Origin of the sequence: Brevundimonas sp. (genome assembly GCF_035626975.1) — a bacterium.
In the GTDB taxonomy this organism is placed as follows: domain Bacteria; phylum Pseudomonadota; class Alphaproteobacteria; order Caulobacterales; family Caulobacteraceae; genus Brevundimonas.
Genome location: NZ_DASPMQ010000055.1, coordinates 86561 through 102669 on the forward strand (window position 1 = coordinate 86561; position 16109 = coordinate 102669).

General features: G+C 69.7%; 15 protein-coding genes. 9 read left to right on the forward strand and 6 right to left on the reverse strand.

Annotated features, from left to right (window positions below):
• Window positions 1-12: 12 nt before the first annotated feature.
• Window positions 13-309: a winged helix-turn-helix domain-containing protein gene (locus VEB62_RS14320; RefSeq protein WP_324801093.1), complete on the forward strand. Its 297-nt coding sequence runs from the start codon at window positions 13-15 to the stop codon at window positions 307-309.
• Window positions 278-1570, forward strand: a complete 1293-nt coding sequence (locus VEB62_RS14325; RefSeq protein ID WP_324801095.1) for a hypothetical protein — start codon at window positions 278-280, stop codon at window positions 1568-1570. The genes VEB62_RS14320 and VEB62_RS14325 overlap by 32 nt, the downstream gene beginning before the upstream one ends.
• Before the next feature lie 4 nt (window positions 1571-1574).
• Here the strand turns inward: VEB62_RS14325 and VEB62_RS14330 are convergent, their stop codons facing one another.
• On the reverse strand, window positions 1575-2429 hold the full coding sequence (locus tag VEB62_RS14330) for a tetratricopeptide repeat protein (RefSeq protein ID WP_324801098.1): 855 nt from the start codon (window positions 2427-2429) through the stop codon (window positions 1575-1577).
• A 4-nt stretch (window positions 2430-2433) separates the two neighbouring features.
• Window positions 2434-4050 (reverse strand): serine hydrolase, encoded by a 1617-nt coding sequence (locus VEB62_RS14335; protein ID WP_324801101.1) that lies wholly within the window; start codon window positions 4048-4050, stop codon window positions 2434-2436.
• Between the two features lie 351 nt (window positions 4051-4401).
• Here VEB62_RS14335 and VEB62_RS14340 point away from each other — a divergent pair, with 351 nt between their 5' ends.
• Both VEB62_RS14340 and clpB read left to right on the forward strand, forming a co-directional pair.
• Window positions 4402-6672, forward strand: coding sequence for a TonB-dependent receptor domain-containing protein (locus VEB62_RS14340; protein ID WP_324801105.1), 2271 nt, complete (start codon window positions 4402-4404; stop codon window positions 6670-6672).
• 124 nt (window positions 6673-6796) lie between these two features.
• Window positions 6797-9394: an ATP-dependent chaperone ClpB gene (gene clpB / locus VEB62_RS14345; RefSeq protein ID WP_324801108.1), complete on the forward strand. Its 2598-nt coding sequence runs from the start codon at window positions 6797-6799 to the stop codon at window positions 9392-9394.
• A gap of 9 nt (window positions 9395-9403) precedes the next feature.
• Here the strand turns inward: clpB and VEB62_RS16765 are convergent, their stop codons facing one another.
• Both VEB62_RS16765 and VEB62_RS14350 read right to left on the reverse strand, forming a co-directional pair.
• Window positions 9404-10177, reverse strand: a complete 774-nt coding sequence (locus VEB62_RS16765; protein ID WP_524536813.1) for a DUF8758 domain-containing protein — start codon at window positions 10175-10177, stop codon at window positions 9404-9406.
• Window positions 10116-10616, reverse strand: coding sequence for a DUF488 domain-containing protein (locus tag VEB62_RS14350; protein WP_324801111.1), 501 nt, complete (start codon window positions 10614-10616; stop codon window positions 10116-10118). The genes VEB62_RS16765 and VEB62_RS14350 overlap by 62 nt, the downstream gene beginning before the upstream one ends.
• Before the next feature lie 307 nt (window positions 10617-10923).
• Here VEB62_RS14350 and VEB62_RS14355 point away from each other — a divergent pair, with 307 nt between their 5' ends.
• The gene (locus tag VEB62_RS14355) at window positions 10924-11265 is read left to right on the forward strand and encodes a GIY-YIG nuclease family protein (RefSeq protein WP_324801114.1); all 342 of its coding nucleotides are present in this window, start codon (window positions 10924-10926) and stop codon (window positions 11263-11265) included.
• Between the two features lie 12 nt (window positions 11266-11277).
• Here VEB62_RS14355 and VEB62_RS14360 read toward each other — a convergent pair whose 3' ends face one another.
• Window positions 11278-12012: a hypothetical protein gene (locus VEB62_RS14360; RefSeq protein ID WP_324801117.1), complete on the reverse strand. Its 735-nt coding sequence runs from the start codon at window positions 12010-12012 to the stop codon at window positions 11278-11280.
• Window positions 12013-12177: 165 nt separating this feature from the next.
• Here VEB62_RS14360 and VEB62_RS14365 point away from each other — a divergent pair, with 165 nt between their 5' ends.
• Entirely contained in the window at window positions 12178-12633 is a 456-nt protein-coding gene (locus tag VEB62_RS14365) for a hypothetical protein (RefSeq protein WP_324801119.1), read from the forward strand.
• A gap of 27 nt (window positions 12634-12660) precedes the next feature.
• Here VEB62_RS14365 and VEB62_RS14370 read toward each other — a convergent pair whose 3' ends face one another.
• Window positions 12661-13776, reverse strand: coding sequence for a Kelch repeat-containing protein (locus VEB62_RS14370; protein ID WP_324801122.1), 1116 nt, complete (start codon window positions 13774-13776; stop codon window positions 12661-12663).
• A gap of 807 nt (window positions 13777-14583) precedes the next feature.
• On the opposite strand from VEB62_RS14370, the gene VEB62_RS14375 reads away from it, so the two are divergent.
• Genes VEB62_RS14375 through VEB62_RS14385 form a run of 3 tightly spaced genes read left to right on the forward strand, consistent with a single transcriptional unit; the run spans window position 14584 to window position 16098 of the window.
• Complete coding sequence (locus VEB62_RS14375) at window positions 14584-15153, forward strand: hypothetical protein (protein ID WP_324801125.1); 570 nt, start codon at window positions 14584-14586, stop codon at window positions 15151-15153.
• A 16-nt stretch (window positions 15154-15169) separates the two neighbouring features.
• Window positions 15170-15793, forward strand: a complete 624-nt coding sequence (locus VEB62_RS14380; RefSeq protein ID WP_324801128.1) for a hypothetical protein — start codon at window positions 15170-15172, stop codon at window positions 15791-15793.
• 2 nt (window positions 15794-15795) lie between these two features.
• The gene (locus VEB62_RS14385) at window positions 15796-16098 is read left to right on the forward strand and encodes a winged helix-turn-helix domain-containing protein (RefSeq protein WP_324801130.1); all 303 of its coding nucleotides are present in this window, start codon (window positions 15796-15798) and stop codon (window positions 16096-16098) included.
• Window positions 16099-16109: the final 11 nt, after the last annotated feature.

The following is a 16109-nucleotide window of genomic DNA, read 5'->3' on the forward strand; positions in this document are numbered from 1 at the left end:
ATACGAAAACCTATGCTGTTGCTGTTCGGGGACTGCGTGCTCGACCCTGATCGCCGCGAGCTCAACCGGGCTTCCGGCGCGATCGCCGTCGGCCCGCAGGTCTTCGATCTGCTGCTCTACCTGATCGAGAACCGCGGGCGCGTGGTCAGCAAGGACGACCTGCTCGAGGCGGTGTGGCGCGGACGGATCGTCAGCGAGTCCACGATCACCAGCCATATCAACGCGGCCCGGACCGTGAATCGGCGACAGCGGTCAGGAACAGAAATTCATCCGCACGGTGGCCCGCAAGGGTTTCCGGTTCGTGGGTGATGTCACGGAGGCTTCGTCAACCGCCGGCGAGCCGGACAAGCCGGCGTACGATCACGCCCTGCCGCTGCCCGACAAGCCCTCGATCGCCGTTCTGCCCTTCGTGAACATGAGCGGCGACGCCGAGCAGGACTACTTCGCCGACGGCATGGTCGAGGACATCATCACCGACCTCTCGCACATACGCTGGCTGTTCGTGATCGCGCGCAATTCGAGCTTCACCTACAAGGGCCGGACCAGCGACGTGAAGCAGATCGGGCGCGAGCTCGGCGTACGCTATGTGCTCGAAGGCAGCGTCCGCAGGGCCGCCAACCGCGTGCGCATCACCGGACAGCTCGTCGACGCGGGGACCGGCGGCCATCTCTGGGCCGAGCGGTACGAGGGCGCGCTGGACGACATCTTCGAGCTTCAGGACCGGATCACCGGAAACGTCGTCAGCGCGATCGCCCAGGAACTCGAACGCGCCGAGATCGAACGCGCCAAACGCAAGCCGACCGGGAGCCTCGACGCCTACGACTATTTCCTGCGCGGCATGGCGAGCTTCCACGCCGGGACGCCGGCGAGCATCGACGAAGCGCTCGCGCATTTCCGCAAGGCCATCGCGCTCGATCCCGACTACGCCTCGGCCTATGGCATGGCCGCGTGGTGCCTGTTCTGGCGCAGGCTCAACGGCTGGACCGCCGACCCCGCCGGCGACACTGCCGAGGGCGCGCGGCTGGCGCGCAGCGCCGTCGATCTCGGCAGGAACGACGCGGTCGCGCTGACCCGCGGCGGCCATGCGCTCGCGCATTTCACCCGCGATCTCGATACCGGGATCGACTTCCTGGACAAGGCGCTGGTGCTCAATCCCAATCTCGCGGCCGCCTGGTTCCTGGGCGGATACCTGAGGATCTGGCGGGGCGAGCCCGACGAAGCGATCGAGCGGTTCGAGCACGCCATGCGGCTCAGTCCGCTCGATTCCGAGATGTTCCGGATGCAGGCGGGCGTCGCGATGGCGCATCTGATGGCGGGGCGCTTCGACGCCGCGTGCGCGTGGGCGGAGAAGGCGTTTCGCGACACCCGCTTTGCGCTGCCGGCGACCATCATCGCCGCGAGCGGCGCGCTGGCCGGACGGATGGATGACGCGCGGCGCGCCATGGACGAGGTCCGCCGGCTCGACCCGGCCCTGCGGATCGCCACGCTGGGCGAATGGCTGCCCTTCCGGCGACCGGAAGACGCCGCTCTCTTTGCGGACGGCCTGGGAAAAGCCGGGCTGCCGGATTGAGCGCCTAGGCCGCCACGCAGGCCAGCGGCTGCTGATACAGCACCGTCGCGGGCTCCAGACGGCGGGCCTCGGCCAGCGCCGCCTCGGCTTCCGCGCAACGGCCGGCCCCGGCGAGGGCGGCGGCGAGGCTGTGGCGGACGGCGCCGATCTGCGGGGCTCCCTGCACCGCCTTCTCGCAGAATGGCAGGCCCTCGGCCGCGCGGCCGGCGCGGACCAGGATGTAGCAGTGATTGTTCAGGTAGCCGGCGTTGGCCGGTTCCGCCTTCACGGCGACCAGGCTGGCTTCCAGCGCTCCGGAGAAATCGCCCAGCTGCTCCAGCACCAGGGCCAGGGTGGCGTAACCCTCGACATCCTTGACCGGCAGGGCGCGATAGGCCGCGAAGGCCTCCTCGAACGCCGGGTCGCGGCCGGCCTTGAGGATCGGCAGGATAAGGCTCAGCAGGAAGCGCCGCCTGTCTTCGGCTTCGGCCGCCCCGGCAGCGGGACTGCCTTCCTGGGTGGCTGCTTCGCCGGACAGCAGCTCCCACGCGGCCCGCGCGTCGGCGGTCGCTTCCTTGTCCCGGCCCACCTGCCGCCAGGTATCGGCCCGGAAGGTGTAGAGGCTGTCCGAGGCGTAGGGGCCGAAATCGCCGACCTGGTCGAACAGCCGCTCCGCCGCGGCGTAGTCGCGATTCTGATAGGCCTCCGAGGCCCCATACAGCCGGGCCAGCCGCTGGAGTTGCGATCCCTCCGGCAGCGCCCCGGCGCAGGCGACCCAGTCTGTTTCGACCCCGGACGCCGGGTCGCAGACGGCCGGAATATCCTGCGGCGCCTCCATCGGCGCGGTCGTCAGCAACAAGGCGAAGGCGAGGGTGATCATCAGGTCAAACCTTGCTCAGCCGCAGGTCGTGGAAGTCGTAGCTGAAGTCCGCGTCGGGCGAGACCGCCTTCATCGTCGCCGTGACGGGGGCGCCGTCGGCCAGCGCGAAGGTGATGAACAGGTCCTCCTCGCGCCGGTCGGGGAAGCGGGTCCGCAGCGTCTCGCCGTCATAGGCCTCCAGCGGCCCTTTCAGCGCCGGCGTCCGGCTGAAGGCCAGCCACAGGCCGCCGCCCCGCCGCTCGATCACGATGTCGCCGTACCAGGGATCGCGCCACGTCCCGGCATAGGCCTCGAGCGGCAGCGACGGCGGGGCGCCCGTCGCCTGTTTGGCGTCGATCTCGGCGGCGGCGGCGATCGACCTGGCGTCGTTCTCCCCCTGCATCCGCACGCTGTCGGCGATCCAGTCGAACCCGGCCTTGCCCATCACGATGTCGGCGATGCCGCTGCGCAGCGTCCGCGTCAGCATGCCTTCCTCGGCGTTGGTGAAATAGCTGAAGCCGGCGTCGCGGCCCGGGATCAGCACCGTCCCGGAGATGAAGCCGGGCGCCCCGCCGCCGTGGGTGATGAAGCGCTCGCCGCGATAGTCCTGCACCTGCCAGCCCATGGCGTAGGTCGAGGCGATGGCCCGGCCCGGCAGGTCCGCCGTCGGCCCGGCCGAGTTGGAGATGATGATGTTGGGCTTCCACATCTCATTGCCGCGCGCCTCGGAATACAGCCGCGTCCCGTCCGGCAGTTCGCCGCGCTTCAGCTGCACCGCGATCCACTTCGCCCAGTCGACCGGATTGGTGACGAAGCCGCCCGCCGCCCCGGCCGAGGCCCAGTCCCACACCTCCTGGATCGACTGGCCGATGGTCCGCATCTCCCCCTGGTAGCGCAGCGGCGGGCCCAGCCGGCCGTGCGGCAGCGCCGACGTCGCCGGGTCGGCGGCGGTCATCAGCGGCAGGGTCTCGCCCATGCCCAGCCGGTCGAGGATGCGCGTCTGCACGAACGCCTCCCACGGCATCCCCGACGCCGCCGCGACCACCTCGCCGGCGACCACGAACATCAGGTTGCAGTAGTGATAGGTGGTGCGGAACTGGTCCTCGATCGGCACTTGCGGCACGGCCGCCATGATTTCCGCGCGGGTCCGGTCGCTGTTCGGCCAGAACAGCAGGTCTCCCGCGCCCAGGCCGAAGCCGATGCGGTGGCTGATCAGGTCGCGCACCGTGACCATGCCGTTCAGCTCGGGCTTCGACAGCGAGAAGCCGGGCAGATAGGTGCGCACCGGCTCGTCCCATTTGACCCTGCCCTCGTCGACGAGGATGGCCAGGGCCGCCGCCGTCACCGCCTTGGTGTTCGAGGCGATGGCGAAATGCGTGTGCTCGTCCACCGGGGCTCCGCCGATCGCCCGCACGCCGTAGCCGCGCGTCAGCACCGCCTGCCCGTCCTTGACGACTGCGATCGAGACCGCCGGCTGATCCGGGAAGGCGGCCATGGCCTTCTTCACGAAGGCGTCCACCGCCTCGGCCAGCGCCTCGCCGGCCGGCGCCGGACCGGTCTGGGCGTGCGACAGCGAGGGCAGGGCGGCGCCGGCCGCGACGGACGAAACCAGCGCCGTGCGGCGCGTGAGGCGGATGGACATGCAGATGTTCCCGACAGACTTCGGCCGGGACGCTAGCCCGCCCCCGGCCTCCCCGCCAAGCCGAAACACATCGCCCCGCCGGACGGGCGCTTTCAGCGATTGCTCACGCGCCGCTCATGCCGCTCACGCGCGCTCGTGCCCTCCTCGTCCGCAGGGAAGACGGCGCGACAGCGCCTCGCACAGGGGGGCGACGGAATGCCTGGAGTCACATGCATCGGCGGCGCTCCAGCCGCCGTCCAGGGCCGGGGCGGTCGGTCCGGCCGTCCGGATGAAGAAGAAGTAACTCGGTCCGCCCCGGCCCGGCTGTTATGGAAAGGAAACTTGACCACCTTGCGCAAGGGGCGCGCCTTGATGACTTCCATCCGATTCCTGCTGCTGGTCGGCACGGCGCTTGGCGCCTCCTCCGGCGCGGCCCTCGCCCAGTCGACGGCGCCCGCCCCGGCGGCGCCGGCGCAGGCTCCGTCGCAGCCCGCCCCCCAGACCTCGCCGCCCTCGCAGGACCCCGCTCCGGAAGCCGAAACGGAGGAAGAGGCCGCGACCGTCGCGGACGTGGTAGTCGAGGGCCGGACGACCGACGTCCGCACCTCGATCGACTCGGTCAGCTACAGCCTCGCCAACGACCTCCAGGCCGCCACCGGGACGCTGGCCGAAGCCCTGCGCAACGTCCCCTCGGTCGAGGTCGATCCCGACGGCAATGTCAGCCTGCGCGGCGACGCCAACGTCACCATCCTGGTCGATGGACGCCCCTCGACCCAGTTCAACGGCCCGAGCCGCGGCCAGATGGTGCTGCAGATTCCGGCCAGCCAGTACGCCCGCATCGAGGTGATGACCAACCCGTCCGCCGCCTACAGCCCCGAGGGCTCCGGCGGCGTGATCAACCTGATCTCGAAGCCCAACGCCGTGCGCCCCGGGAATACGACCACCGGTTCGCTCCGCGCCAACATCGGCGACAGCGGCCGCTACAATTTCGGCGGCTCCATCGCCCATGTGATGGGCAAGACCATCCTGTCGGCCGACATCGGCGTGCGCCACGACGCCTTCCTTCAGATCGTGGAGCGCATCCGCGAACGCTTCGACGCCGGCTCGGGCCAGTTCCTCGAGGCGCGCCAGTCCCAGCACATCGAAGGCGATTCCGACAACATCTTCGTGCGGTTGGCGGCCGAGCATAACCTCGACGACAAGACCCAGCTGACCGGCGAGGTCCGCCACGTCGACGTCGACAGCCTCGCCGACGCCATCGACCTCTACGAGGCCGACGCCGCCGGCGGCGGCCTCGCCACGGCCTATACCCGCTACTCGAGCGGCGGCTTCGCGGGCCAGTTCTCGGGCGGTTCGGCGCGGCTGCTGCGCCGCTTCGACGACCAGGGTCACGAATGGTCCAACGAGGTCCGCTTCGACCGCAACCGCTTCACCTTCGGCTTCGACACCGAGGTCGACCAGCAGATCCCGCCCTCGCCCGTCTTCTACGAGAGCGTCGAGAACCGGAACCGTCAGAACCAGCTGGGAATCACCAGCGCCTATGTCCGCCCCACGGCCGACGGCGGCCGCCTGCGTCTGGGCTACGAGCTGCAGGCGCTCAATCTGGAACTCGACAACTCGGTCGCGCGCGGCCCGACGCCGGATACCCTCACGCCCGATCCGATCGTCTCCAACGAGTTCCACGTCGACCAGGCGGTGCACGCCGTCTACGCCACCTGGGAGAAGCCGTTCAGCGAGAAGCTGTCGGCCCAGTTCGGCCTGCGGCTGGAACAGGCTGACATCGATCTCGACCAGGTGACGACCGACATCCAGTCGTCCAACGACTATTTCCGCGCCTATCCGACGATGCACGTGTCCTACACCCTCGGCGAGGGCGAATCCCTGCGCGCCAGCTACAGCCGGCGCATCCAGCGGCCCAATCCGCAGGACCTGAACCCCTTCCTGACCTACCAGGACAACCTCAACTACCGCTCGGGCAACCCGGACCTGCTGCCGCAGGAGACCGACTCCTTCGAGGTCATGTGGCAGAAGCGGGTCCAGCAGACCTTCTACCAGGCCACCCTCTACTACCGTGACACCACCGACGCCTTCACCCAGGTGACCACGGACATCGGCGGCGGCATCCTGCTGACCCGGCCCGAGAACCTCGGCTCGAGCACGGCCACCGGGATCGAGCTGGTGGCCAACGGGGCGCTGCATTCGACCCTGCGCTACAACGCCAGTATCAACGCCTTCCGGCAGGAGATCGACGCCTCGGGCATCCCCGGCGCCGTCGACCGCGAGGGCGACAGCATCGGCGGCCGCCTGACCCTCAACTGGCAGCCGACCCAGAACGACTTCCTGCAGGTGTCCGGCATCTGGGCCGGCGACCAGCTGCTGGCCCAGGGCGTCCGCGAGCAAGCGACCCTGGTCAACCTCGGCTACCGGCGGAAGCTCAACAAGGACTGGTCCTTCCAGGCGACCGTGCGCGACCTGTTCGACGAATACGGCTCGACCACCACCCTCGAGACCCCGACCTTCACCGATCGCACCAGCGTCCTCTTCGGCGGCCGGGCGGCCTATATCGGCCTGACCTGGACCTTCGGCTCCGGCCAGCGGCGGCCCGAACAGTTCGACTTCTCGGCCCCGACGACGGGCAACTGACCACAAGGCGGCCCCGGCCCCCTTGCGTGACGTTTCGGCCACACCCACCTGAGCCGCAACCGGACGGCGCGCTGCTTGCTTGTGAGGGCGTGCGGTCCGGACTCCGCCTCATCAGGGGAATGCCTTGAACCTCGACCTCTATTCCGACCGCGCCAAACAGGCGGTCCAGTCGGCCCAGTCGCTGGCCCTCGCCCGCCGGCATCAGCAATTCGCCCCCGAACACCTGCTCAAGGTGCTGCTCGAGGAGCGCGACGGCCTCGCCCGCACCCTGATCACCGCCGCCGGCGGCGATCCGGCCGCCGCCGAGCGCGCCGTCGAAACCGCCCTGTCCAAGCGCGCCCAGGTCTCCGGCGGCTCGGGCCAGCTCTATCTCGACGGCGACACCGCCCGCGTCTTCGCCGCCGCCGAACAGGCCTCGAAGAAGGCCGGCGACGCCTTCGTCACCACCGAACGGCTGCTCTCGGCCATCGCCCGCGAGGGCGGGGTCGCCGCCACCGTGCTGGCCTCGGTCGGGGCCACGCCCGACACGCTCGACGCCGCCATCAACGAGATCCGCAAGGGCGCCACCGCCGACTCCGCTTCGGCCGAGGACGCGTACGACGCCCTCAAACGCTACGCCCGCGACCTGACCCTGGCCGCCCGCGACGGCAAGATCGACCCGGTCATCGGCCGCGACGAGGAGATCCGCCGCACCATCCAGGTCCTCGCCCGCCGCACCAAGAACAACCCCGTGCTGATCGGCGAGCCCGGCGTCGGCAAGACCGCCATCGTCGAGGGCCTGGCCCTGCGCATCGTCAACGGCGACGTGCCCGAGAGCCTGCGCGAGAAGAAGGTCATGGCCCTCGACATGGGCTCCCTGATCGCGGGCGCCAAATACCGCGGCGAGTTCGAGGAGCGGCTCAAGGCCGTGCTCAACGAGGTGGCCGCCGCCGAGGGCGGCATCGTCCTGTTCATCGACGAGATGCACACCCTGGTCGGGGCCGGCAAGGGCGACGGGGCCATGGACGCCTCCAACCTGCTCAAGCCCGCCCTGGCGCGCGGCGACCTGCACTGCGTCGGCGCCACCACCCTCGACGAATACCGCAAGCACGTCGAGAAGGACGCCGCCCTCGCCCGCCGCTTCCAGCCGGTCTTCGTCGCCGAGCCCAGCGTCGAGGACACCGTCTCGATCCTGCGCGGGCTCAAGGAGAAGTACGAGGTCCATCACGGGGTGCGCATTTCCGACAGCGCCATCGTCGCCGCCGCCACCCTGTCGAACCGCTACATCACCGACCGCTTCCTGCCCGACAAGGCCATCGACCTGATCGACGAGGCCGCCAGTCGCGTGCGCATGGCCGTCGATTCCAAGCCCGAGGCCCTCGACGAGATCGACCGCCGCGCCGTCCAGCTCAAGATCGAGCGCGAGGCCCTGAAGAAGGAGACCGACAAGGCCTCCCTCGCCCGCCTGGAAAAACTCGAGGACGAGATCGCCGAGCTCGAGGGCCAGTCCGACGACCTGACCGCCCGCTGGAAGTCGGAAAAGGAAAAGGTCGGCCAGGGCGCCCAGCTGCGCGAGACCCTCGACCGCCTGCGCGCCGAACTGGCCTCGGCCCAGCGCGCCGGCGACCTCGGCCGCGCCTCCGAGATCGCCTACGGCCAGATCCCCCAGATCGAGAAACAACTCGCCGAGGCCGAGGCGGCCGAATCCGGCAAGGCCGGCGGCGGCGGGCCGCTCACGCCCGAGGTCGTCGACGCCGAACAGATCGCCCAGGTCGTCTCGCGCTGGACCGGCGTCCCGGTCGACAAGATGCTGGAGGGAGAGCGCGAGAAACTGCTCAAGATGGAGGACGCCCTGGCCCGCCGCGTGGTCGGCCAGGACGAGGCCCTCGCCGCCGTCTCCGACGCCGTGCGCCGCGCCCGCGCCGGCCTCAACGACCCCAACCGCCCGCTCGGCAGCTTCCTGTTCCTCGGCCCCACCGGCGTCGGCAAGACCGAGCTGACCAAGGCCCTGGCCGAGTTCCTGTTCGACGACGAGGCCGCCATCACCCGCATGGACATGTCGGAGTACATGGAGAAGCACAGCGTCTCCCGCCTGATCGGCGCGCCCCCCGGCTACGTCGGCTACGACGAGGGCGGCGCCCTGACCGAGGCCGTGCGCCGCCGGCCCTATCAGGTCGTGCTGTTCGACGAGGTCGAGAAGGCCCACCCCGACGTCTTCAATGTCCTGCTGCAGGTGCTCGACGACGGCCGCCTGACCGACGGCCAGGGCCGGGTGATCGACTTCAAGAACACCCTGATCATCATGACCAGCAACCTCGGCTCCGAGGCTCTCGCCGGCCAGTCCGAGGGCGACGACGTCGAGACGGTCCGCCCCTACGTCATGGAGCAGGTCCGCGCCCACTTCCGCCCCGAGTTCCTCAACCGCATCGACGAGATCATCCTGTTCCGCCGGTTGGGCCGCGGCCAGATGGCCGGCATCGTCCGCATCCAGCTGGCCCGCTTCGAAAGGCTCCTCGCCGACCGCCGCCTGACCCTGGCGCTGGACGACAGCGCCGCCGCCTGGCTCGCCGACAAGGGCTACGACCCGGTCTACGGCGCCCGGCCGCTCAAGCGCGTCATCCAGAAGGAACTGGTCGACCCGATCGCCCGCAAACTGCTGGCGGGCGAGATCGAGGACGGGTCGGTGATTGCGGTGTCAGCGGGTGAGGGCGGGCTGGAGATCGGGAAGGCGCGGGTGCATTGATGCGGGGCCTCAAAGCGGGAGTTCAGTCTGCGGGCTGTCGTCTACGCGGATGACGCCGACGAGCAGCCATTGTTCCTGCCTTCGCTTGTGCGTCCCCAAGGCGAACCGAACTCCCCGTCGGACATAGTCGTCCTCGTAGGTCCCGCGAAGTGACTTGAGAGCCTCTGCCTCACTATGTAGCGACTCCCTGCGGCGAAAGAATGCGGTCGACGTTTCCCAATCGTCACAGGTGTGTCTGCGAGCTACGCCTGCCCCGTCAATCCACGAAAACCGGAATGTGTAGGGGCATGGCACGAGGGGTTGGACTTGCCGCTCGAACGCCGAAAGCTGCGAGGTGAGTGCCGTGTGTTTCTGCCGCTCTCTTTCGATTGCCGCGTCTGACTTCCGCTTCCAGACGAAACTGACGTTGTCCGGCTTGACGAGGGTCAGGCTCTCCCCGAGCGACTCCGCGTGTTTCTGGCATTCTCGGGTAAGAAGACGAGCGACCCGCGAGCGTTCATTTGCTGAGAGGCTGCCGGTTACCGCAATGCTCTGTGGATCGACCTTTTGACTCTCGCGCCTACGGTCATCAGACGGTTGCGTGAAGCGATAAGATAGGCGGTCCCAACGACGGAATTGCTTCTCGTCATCGAGAACACGGAAAGCGACGGGGTAGAGCCTGCGCCAGCGCATGTCGGTGCCCACGCCGGCGCAACAGACGGTTTCGAAGTAGTTGCTACTCCTATGCGGGAGCGCCTTCACCAAGATCACGCAACTGTCCGGCAAGCTTACCAAGCGAGACATCGGATCGCACTCCTAGGTGGCGAACCTTATACTCAACAACCGATTCGAGGTAATCTGCAACGATCTTGCGATGGCATTCGTGGTGATCGCGTTCGTAACAGAGCAGGCACACGCTCATCTGCCGAGCAAGGGCGGCGATCTGCTCAAGTGCTTCAGAGGCCTGGTCCGTCTGGAGAACCGCCGCGTAGGTTCGGCGGAACTTTGCAAAATCGCCAGAGCGAGCAGCGTCGCGACCTTCCTTGGGGTCGCCCAACTCTCTCAGATGAATATAGCCGATGCCTTGCGCTTCTAGGGAATCGCGGAGAGCCGACTTCGAAAAACCAGGGCGGCGCGACTGAGCCCGATCGCGGATATCGACGACCATTTGAACGCCCACAAGCCGTAGCGTCCCGATAAAGTCATCCGGGCGGGCACCCTCATATCCAATTGTCGAAAGCATCACACGGTCTCCGTTAACCATATCTGCTTGCGCATCGGTTGAGATTTCCTAAAGACTCCGGGGCATTGGCGATACCCTCTCCCTCCTTTCGTCATCCTCCGGCAAGCCGCGCCTTCGCGGCGCAGACCGGGGGACCCAGCGGCGCGCGCGAGCGCGACCCTGTCGGGAGCGCCGCCGCCCGAAACAGCCTGCCTGAACAGGTCGCCTTCGGCGCCGCTGGGTCCTCCGGTCTCGCTGCGCCCGCCGGAGGATGACGAAAGCAGGAACGGGTCGTGACGAAACTCCCGGTTGCGCGTAACTTGCACGCATGAGGACGCGCCGCACCTTCATCGCCACCTACATCATGGGCAGCGGGCGGAACGGGACGCTCTACACCGGCATGACGGCCAACCTTGTCGCCCGGGTGTGGCGGCACAGGACCCACGCCTTCCCCGGCTTCACCGACGACCACGACTGCACCCGGCTGCTCTGGTTCGAGCGCCACGCCTGGGTGACCGCGGCCATCCGGCGCGAGAAGCGGATCAAGAAATGGCTGCGCGACTGGAAGCTGGCGCTGATCGAGCGCGACATCCCCGGATGGCTGGACCTCGCGGCCGACTGGTTCCCCGAGACCGACCCGGACTGGACGCCGCCGCAAGAGCCGGACTGACGCCCGCCCCCCTCAGTACATCCACCCGAACACCCCCGCGAAGCTCGCGATCGCCCGCGCCAGCGGCAGCTCCACCGGCGTGCCCACGGCCAGAAGACTGCCGGCCTCCACGGCCACCGACACGCCCAGCCCCACCCACCAGGCCGGATGCACCCGGCGCCGCGTGGCGAAGTCATGAACCATGCCCGCCACGATGAAGAGCTTGGTCGAGGCCAGCGCCGCGGGCATGGCCCAGTCGTTGGAGCCGAACGCCCCGACCCACAGCCGCCAGGTCCCCGCCGCGATCACCGTCGCGCCGGCGCTGATCATCAGCCGCTTGTGCCACTCCGGCCGGCCGCGGTTGAGCAGGGCCGCGATGTAGAAGCCGAGGAACAGCACCAGCCCGGCCGCGATCGGCAGGCTGAACGCCTTCCAGAAGTCCGGGCCCTCGCCGGCCAGCGCCGCCTGCACCTTGACCCCGATGACCAGAAAGCCGGTGAAGGCCATCGCCGCCGCCAGCAGCAGACTGCCGACGCCCAGGGCCCGGTGCAGGCTGAAGACGCGCCGGGGCAGGGCCGCCTGCACCGGCAGGAAGGCGCACCACGCCAGATAGACGATCCCGTGGGCGTGCACCGCCCATGACACCGGGGCGTAGGTCCCTGCGGCCAGCGGCCCGAGATAGGTGAGGGCGAACCCGGCGAAGGCCGTCAGCGATATCGCCAGCGCCAGCTCCGGAAAGAACCAGCCGTGCCGTCCCTGTATCGCCATGTCAGCCCTCCCCCCGAGGCGACCAGACTGACGGACGGGGACATCCTTGTCACCTATCCCCGTTATCCGCCGGCGGCGGCTCCCGCAGAACGATCCGCTGGCCCGACCGGGGAGCCGGACTGACGCCCGCTTGCCGCGCACCCCGATCCCCCGCACACTCCGCGAATGACCGGCGACGTCCCCACGGCCCAGCCGACCCGCGTCCTGCTCGTCGCCCTGGGCGCCGCCTGGGTCGTCACCCTCGCCGGCCTCGTCTGGATGATGAACCTGGCCGGGATGCGCCCCCACCACGCGTTGCTCTTCCCGATCTACATGGACCTCGTGCTGAAGGCGTGTGTGGTGCTGTCGGTCGTCTCGGCCGCGATCGGGATCATCAGCGTGCGCGCCGGCGCGCGACCTCGCGCCTTGATCGGCGTCGGCGGCGCATTCGGATGGGGCGTCATGGGCGCCCTTTATGGCGCGGCGAACGCACGGCTCATGCTGATCAATATGAACCCGCCGATCCCCTTCGCCATCTACGCTCCCGGCTACGCCGAGGCGCTCGTCGTTCTGCTGGTCGGCCTTACCGGCACGCTCCTCGGTCTCGCCCTGCTCAGCGTTCGAAGCCCTCGCCGAATTTGACGGCCACCGCCGCCGCCTCGGCCCCCCTCACTCGCAACGCATCGTCGGCCGGTACACCTGCATCGCATTCGTCCCGCTGTTCCCACCCAGGGTGATCCCGCCGCCCGGCAGGAAGATCCGCCCCCCGATCACCGCCGCGCCTTTCAGCCCGTGCACCGCGATCGGCAGGTCGGGCAGCTGCGTCCAGCGGTCGGCGCCCGGGTCGTAGGAGTAGGTGTTGGGCGTCAGGCCCAGCACATGGGTCGGTTCGCCCTCGCCGCCGAACACGAACATGCAGCCGGCGTGGGCCGCGCCGGTGATCCCGCCCCGCGGCGCCGGCAGCGGCGCGCCGCGGGTCCAGGCCCGGGTTGCGGGATCGTAGATCTCGACGATGTCGGTGCGCTCGGCCCCGGCGCCCGGACCGAAGCGGCCGCCCGCGACGATGACCTTCCCGTTCAGGGCGACCATGGCCAGATGGTTGCGCTGGGTCGGCAGGTCGGGGAGCCTTTCCCATGTGTCGGTCGCCGGGTCGTAGACCTCGAAGGCGTGGCCCCCGGGCGGGCGGCCGCCGGCCACATAGATCCGGCCGTCGATCACCGCCTTGCCGCCGCCGCTGCGCGCGGTCGGCATCGGCGCGCGTTCGACCCATCCGCCGACCGCCGGATCATGCATCCAGACCTGGTCGAGGTAGACCTCGGGCCGCCCGGTGCTGGCGCCGTCCGCCTCGCCGCCGATCACATAGAGTTTGCCGCTGACGGCCGCGACCATCATGTGGTGCAGCGGCCGGGGCAGGCGGGGCCCCAGCGTCCAGCGGCCCGTGGCCGGGTCATAGATCTGCACCAGGCTGGACGGGAGCCGCCCGGGCGGGTAGCCGCCCAGCACCCAGATCCGGCCGTCGAACTCGGCCACCGAATGCTCGGAGCGGGCCAGCGGCATCGCCGTGCCCATGCTCCAGCCGTCGAACTCGGGCATGACCCCGACCGGAGGGCCGGCGCTGACCCGCGCGTTCCACGCCTCGAACAGTTCGCCGTCCTGGATCGGGGTGGCCGGCCCCAGTGGCGGACCTTGCGGCGGTCCCCCGCCCGGCCCCTGCTGCGCCGCCGCCGCCGTCGCGACCAGCAGGGCCGCCGCCGCCATCGCTGTCGCCGTCCGATAACGATTCATGTCGATCCTCCCGCTCCCTCACCACCCGGCCAGGCTCTGCGAGGCCGGCTCCCGGTGCAGGGTTCAACGAGCGACGTCGTCCGGTCCGTCGGCGGGGCCCGGCCCGGGGACCGCGGCCCGCGCCGCCCCCTCCGTCCGGTCCGCTGATCGCGGCCCGGCCACCTCCCCACGGGGTGGGGAGGTGAAACCCGTCCTCACCTCCCCATCGCAGATGGGGAGGGGGACCGCGCGAAGCGGGGTGGAGGGGGCGGCGCAGGCGCCGTGACGCTGTGCTGACAATCCGGGAATTCATAGTCGGGTTCGGCGACTCAATTCCCTACCCGATCAACGACATCGCCTGCTGGAATTCCCCGCTTCCTGCGCACGCTATCCGGCGGGCGCATAATACTGGCGTCCCGTCGCAAGGGAGGCTCGCTCGGCCGGCGATCCGAAGCGGCGGCGGGAGTGGAGGGAGCGGGCCGCGCCGATCTCATTTGATCGGCAGCGGAAGTCGGCCGGGTGCAAGACCGGACGGCTCAGGGGCGGGGAGGAGTACCCGCACCGGTCCGGGAGGTGGTCGTCGCCACCCCCGCCCGCGGCGCGCAGAAGGGCAGCTCGATAAGATCGAGTCCTATCCGCCCGTGCGCAGTCGAAAACCGTCCGCGCGGAGCGTCTGTCTTCTGCCGAAACACACAATCCATACGGTCTCCGGGCGGAAGCCCGGACGCTCCGCCCACGCCTCCCGTCTCACGTCCAGGCTGCCCTCAAACAATGCACTTTACAACACAAAGTGCTTCGTGCATGGTCGAAACACACAAGGGGAGACCGATGACCGCCGCCACCCACACCCTCGCCGACACGCCCTCCGGGCCGACCGTCGCCGTCTGCGCCGGACGCGTGCTGCTGCTGGCCGGCGCGGTGTTCGGCGCCGCCAACCTGGTCCAGTGGGGCGTCCTCGGCGGCGCCCTGCCGTGGCACGAGGCGACGCTGGGCCTCAACTGGCTGGTCGCCGCCGGCGTGTTCATCGCCGCCCTGATCCGTCTGCGGACGATCGGCGGCGAGGCCGCCCGCCGCGCCGCCGGCTGGTCGCGCCGCGCCATCCTGCTGATCGTCGGCGCCGCCCTCGCCCTGGCCGGCGCCTCCGCCGTCACCGGCGACTGGGGCCTGATGCCGTGGCTCTCGGTCGCCACCCTGATCCTCTACGGCCTCGCCTGGACGATCGCCTTCGCGCGCACCCGCCGGGCCGGCATGGCCCTGATCGCGGCCGTCGCCGCCGGCGGGGCGGCCGTCGTCGCCGCCCGTCTGGGCACGGCCGACCAGTATCTGCTGCAGGCGGCGACGCTTGCTCTCGTGGCCCTGCTTCCGGGCCTGTGGCTGGCCTCCGGCCGCCGACTCTGAAAGGACCCGACCGATGATGACCGAGAAGACCGAAGACCCCGCCGCCGACATCGCCTGGATGCGCCGCCTCGCCGAGGAGGGCCGTCAGGCGCCGATGCAGGGCGCCTCCATCCTGTTCGCCGCCGGCCTGCTCTACGGCGCCGCCAGCCTCGGCCACTGGGCTGTGGCCTCCGGCCTCGCCGGGCTGGAAATGGACGCGGTGAACTACATCTGGGCCGGCGTCACCGTCGTGTTCTTCGCCGCGCTCGTCCTCGTCATCCGCGCGCTCAAGCGCGCCGGCGGGGTCGAGACCTCGGCCAACCGCGCCTCGGGCACGGCCTGGGCTTCGGTCGGCTGGGGCATCTTCGCCCTGTCCGCGTCCATGGCCGTCCTCGGCTGGCGCCTCGGCGAGGACGCCGTCATGGTCGGCTTCGCCCTGATGCCGTCGATGATCATGGTCTTCTACGGCAGCGGCTGGGCGGTCACCGCCGCCATGCAGCGCTCCCGGCCGCTGTGGATGCTGGCCATCGCCTCCTTCGCGGCCGCGCCCCTGATCGCCCTTCTGGTCGGTACGGCTGAACAATACCTGGCCTACGCCGCCGCCCTCTTCCTGCTGATGGGGCTTCCGGGCTTCCTGCTGATGCGGGCGGCGAGGGGCTGAGCGTGGCGGACGATTTCGACATCAACCGCATCGACGAGGTCATCCACGGCCGCGTCCGGCTCGGCATCATGGCCGTGCTCTCGGGGGTGGAGAGCGCCGACTTCAACACCCTCAAGGCCCGGCTCCAGACCACCGACGGCAATCTCTCGGTCCATCTGAGAAAGCTCGAGGACGCCGGCTTCGTGGCGGTGGTCAAACGGTTCGAGGGCCGCAAGCCCCTGACCGAGGCGAGCATGACGGCCGAGGGCCGCCGCGCCTTCGTCGCCTACCTCGACGCCATGCAGGGCCTCGTCGGAAAGGCGTGAGCGCAACGGTG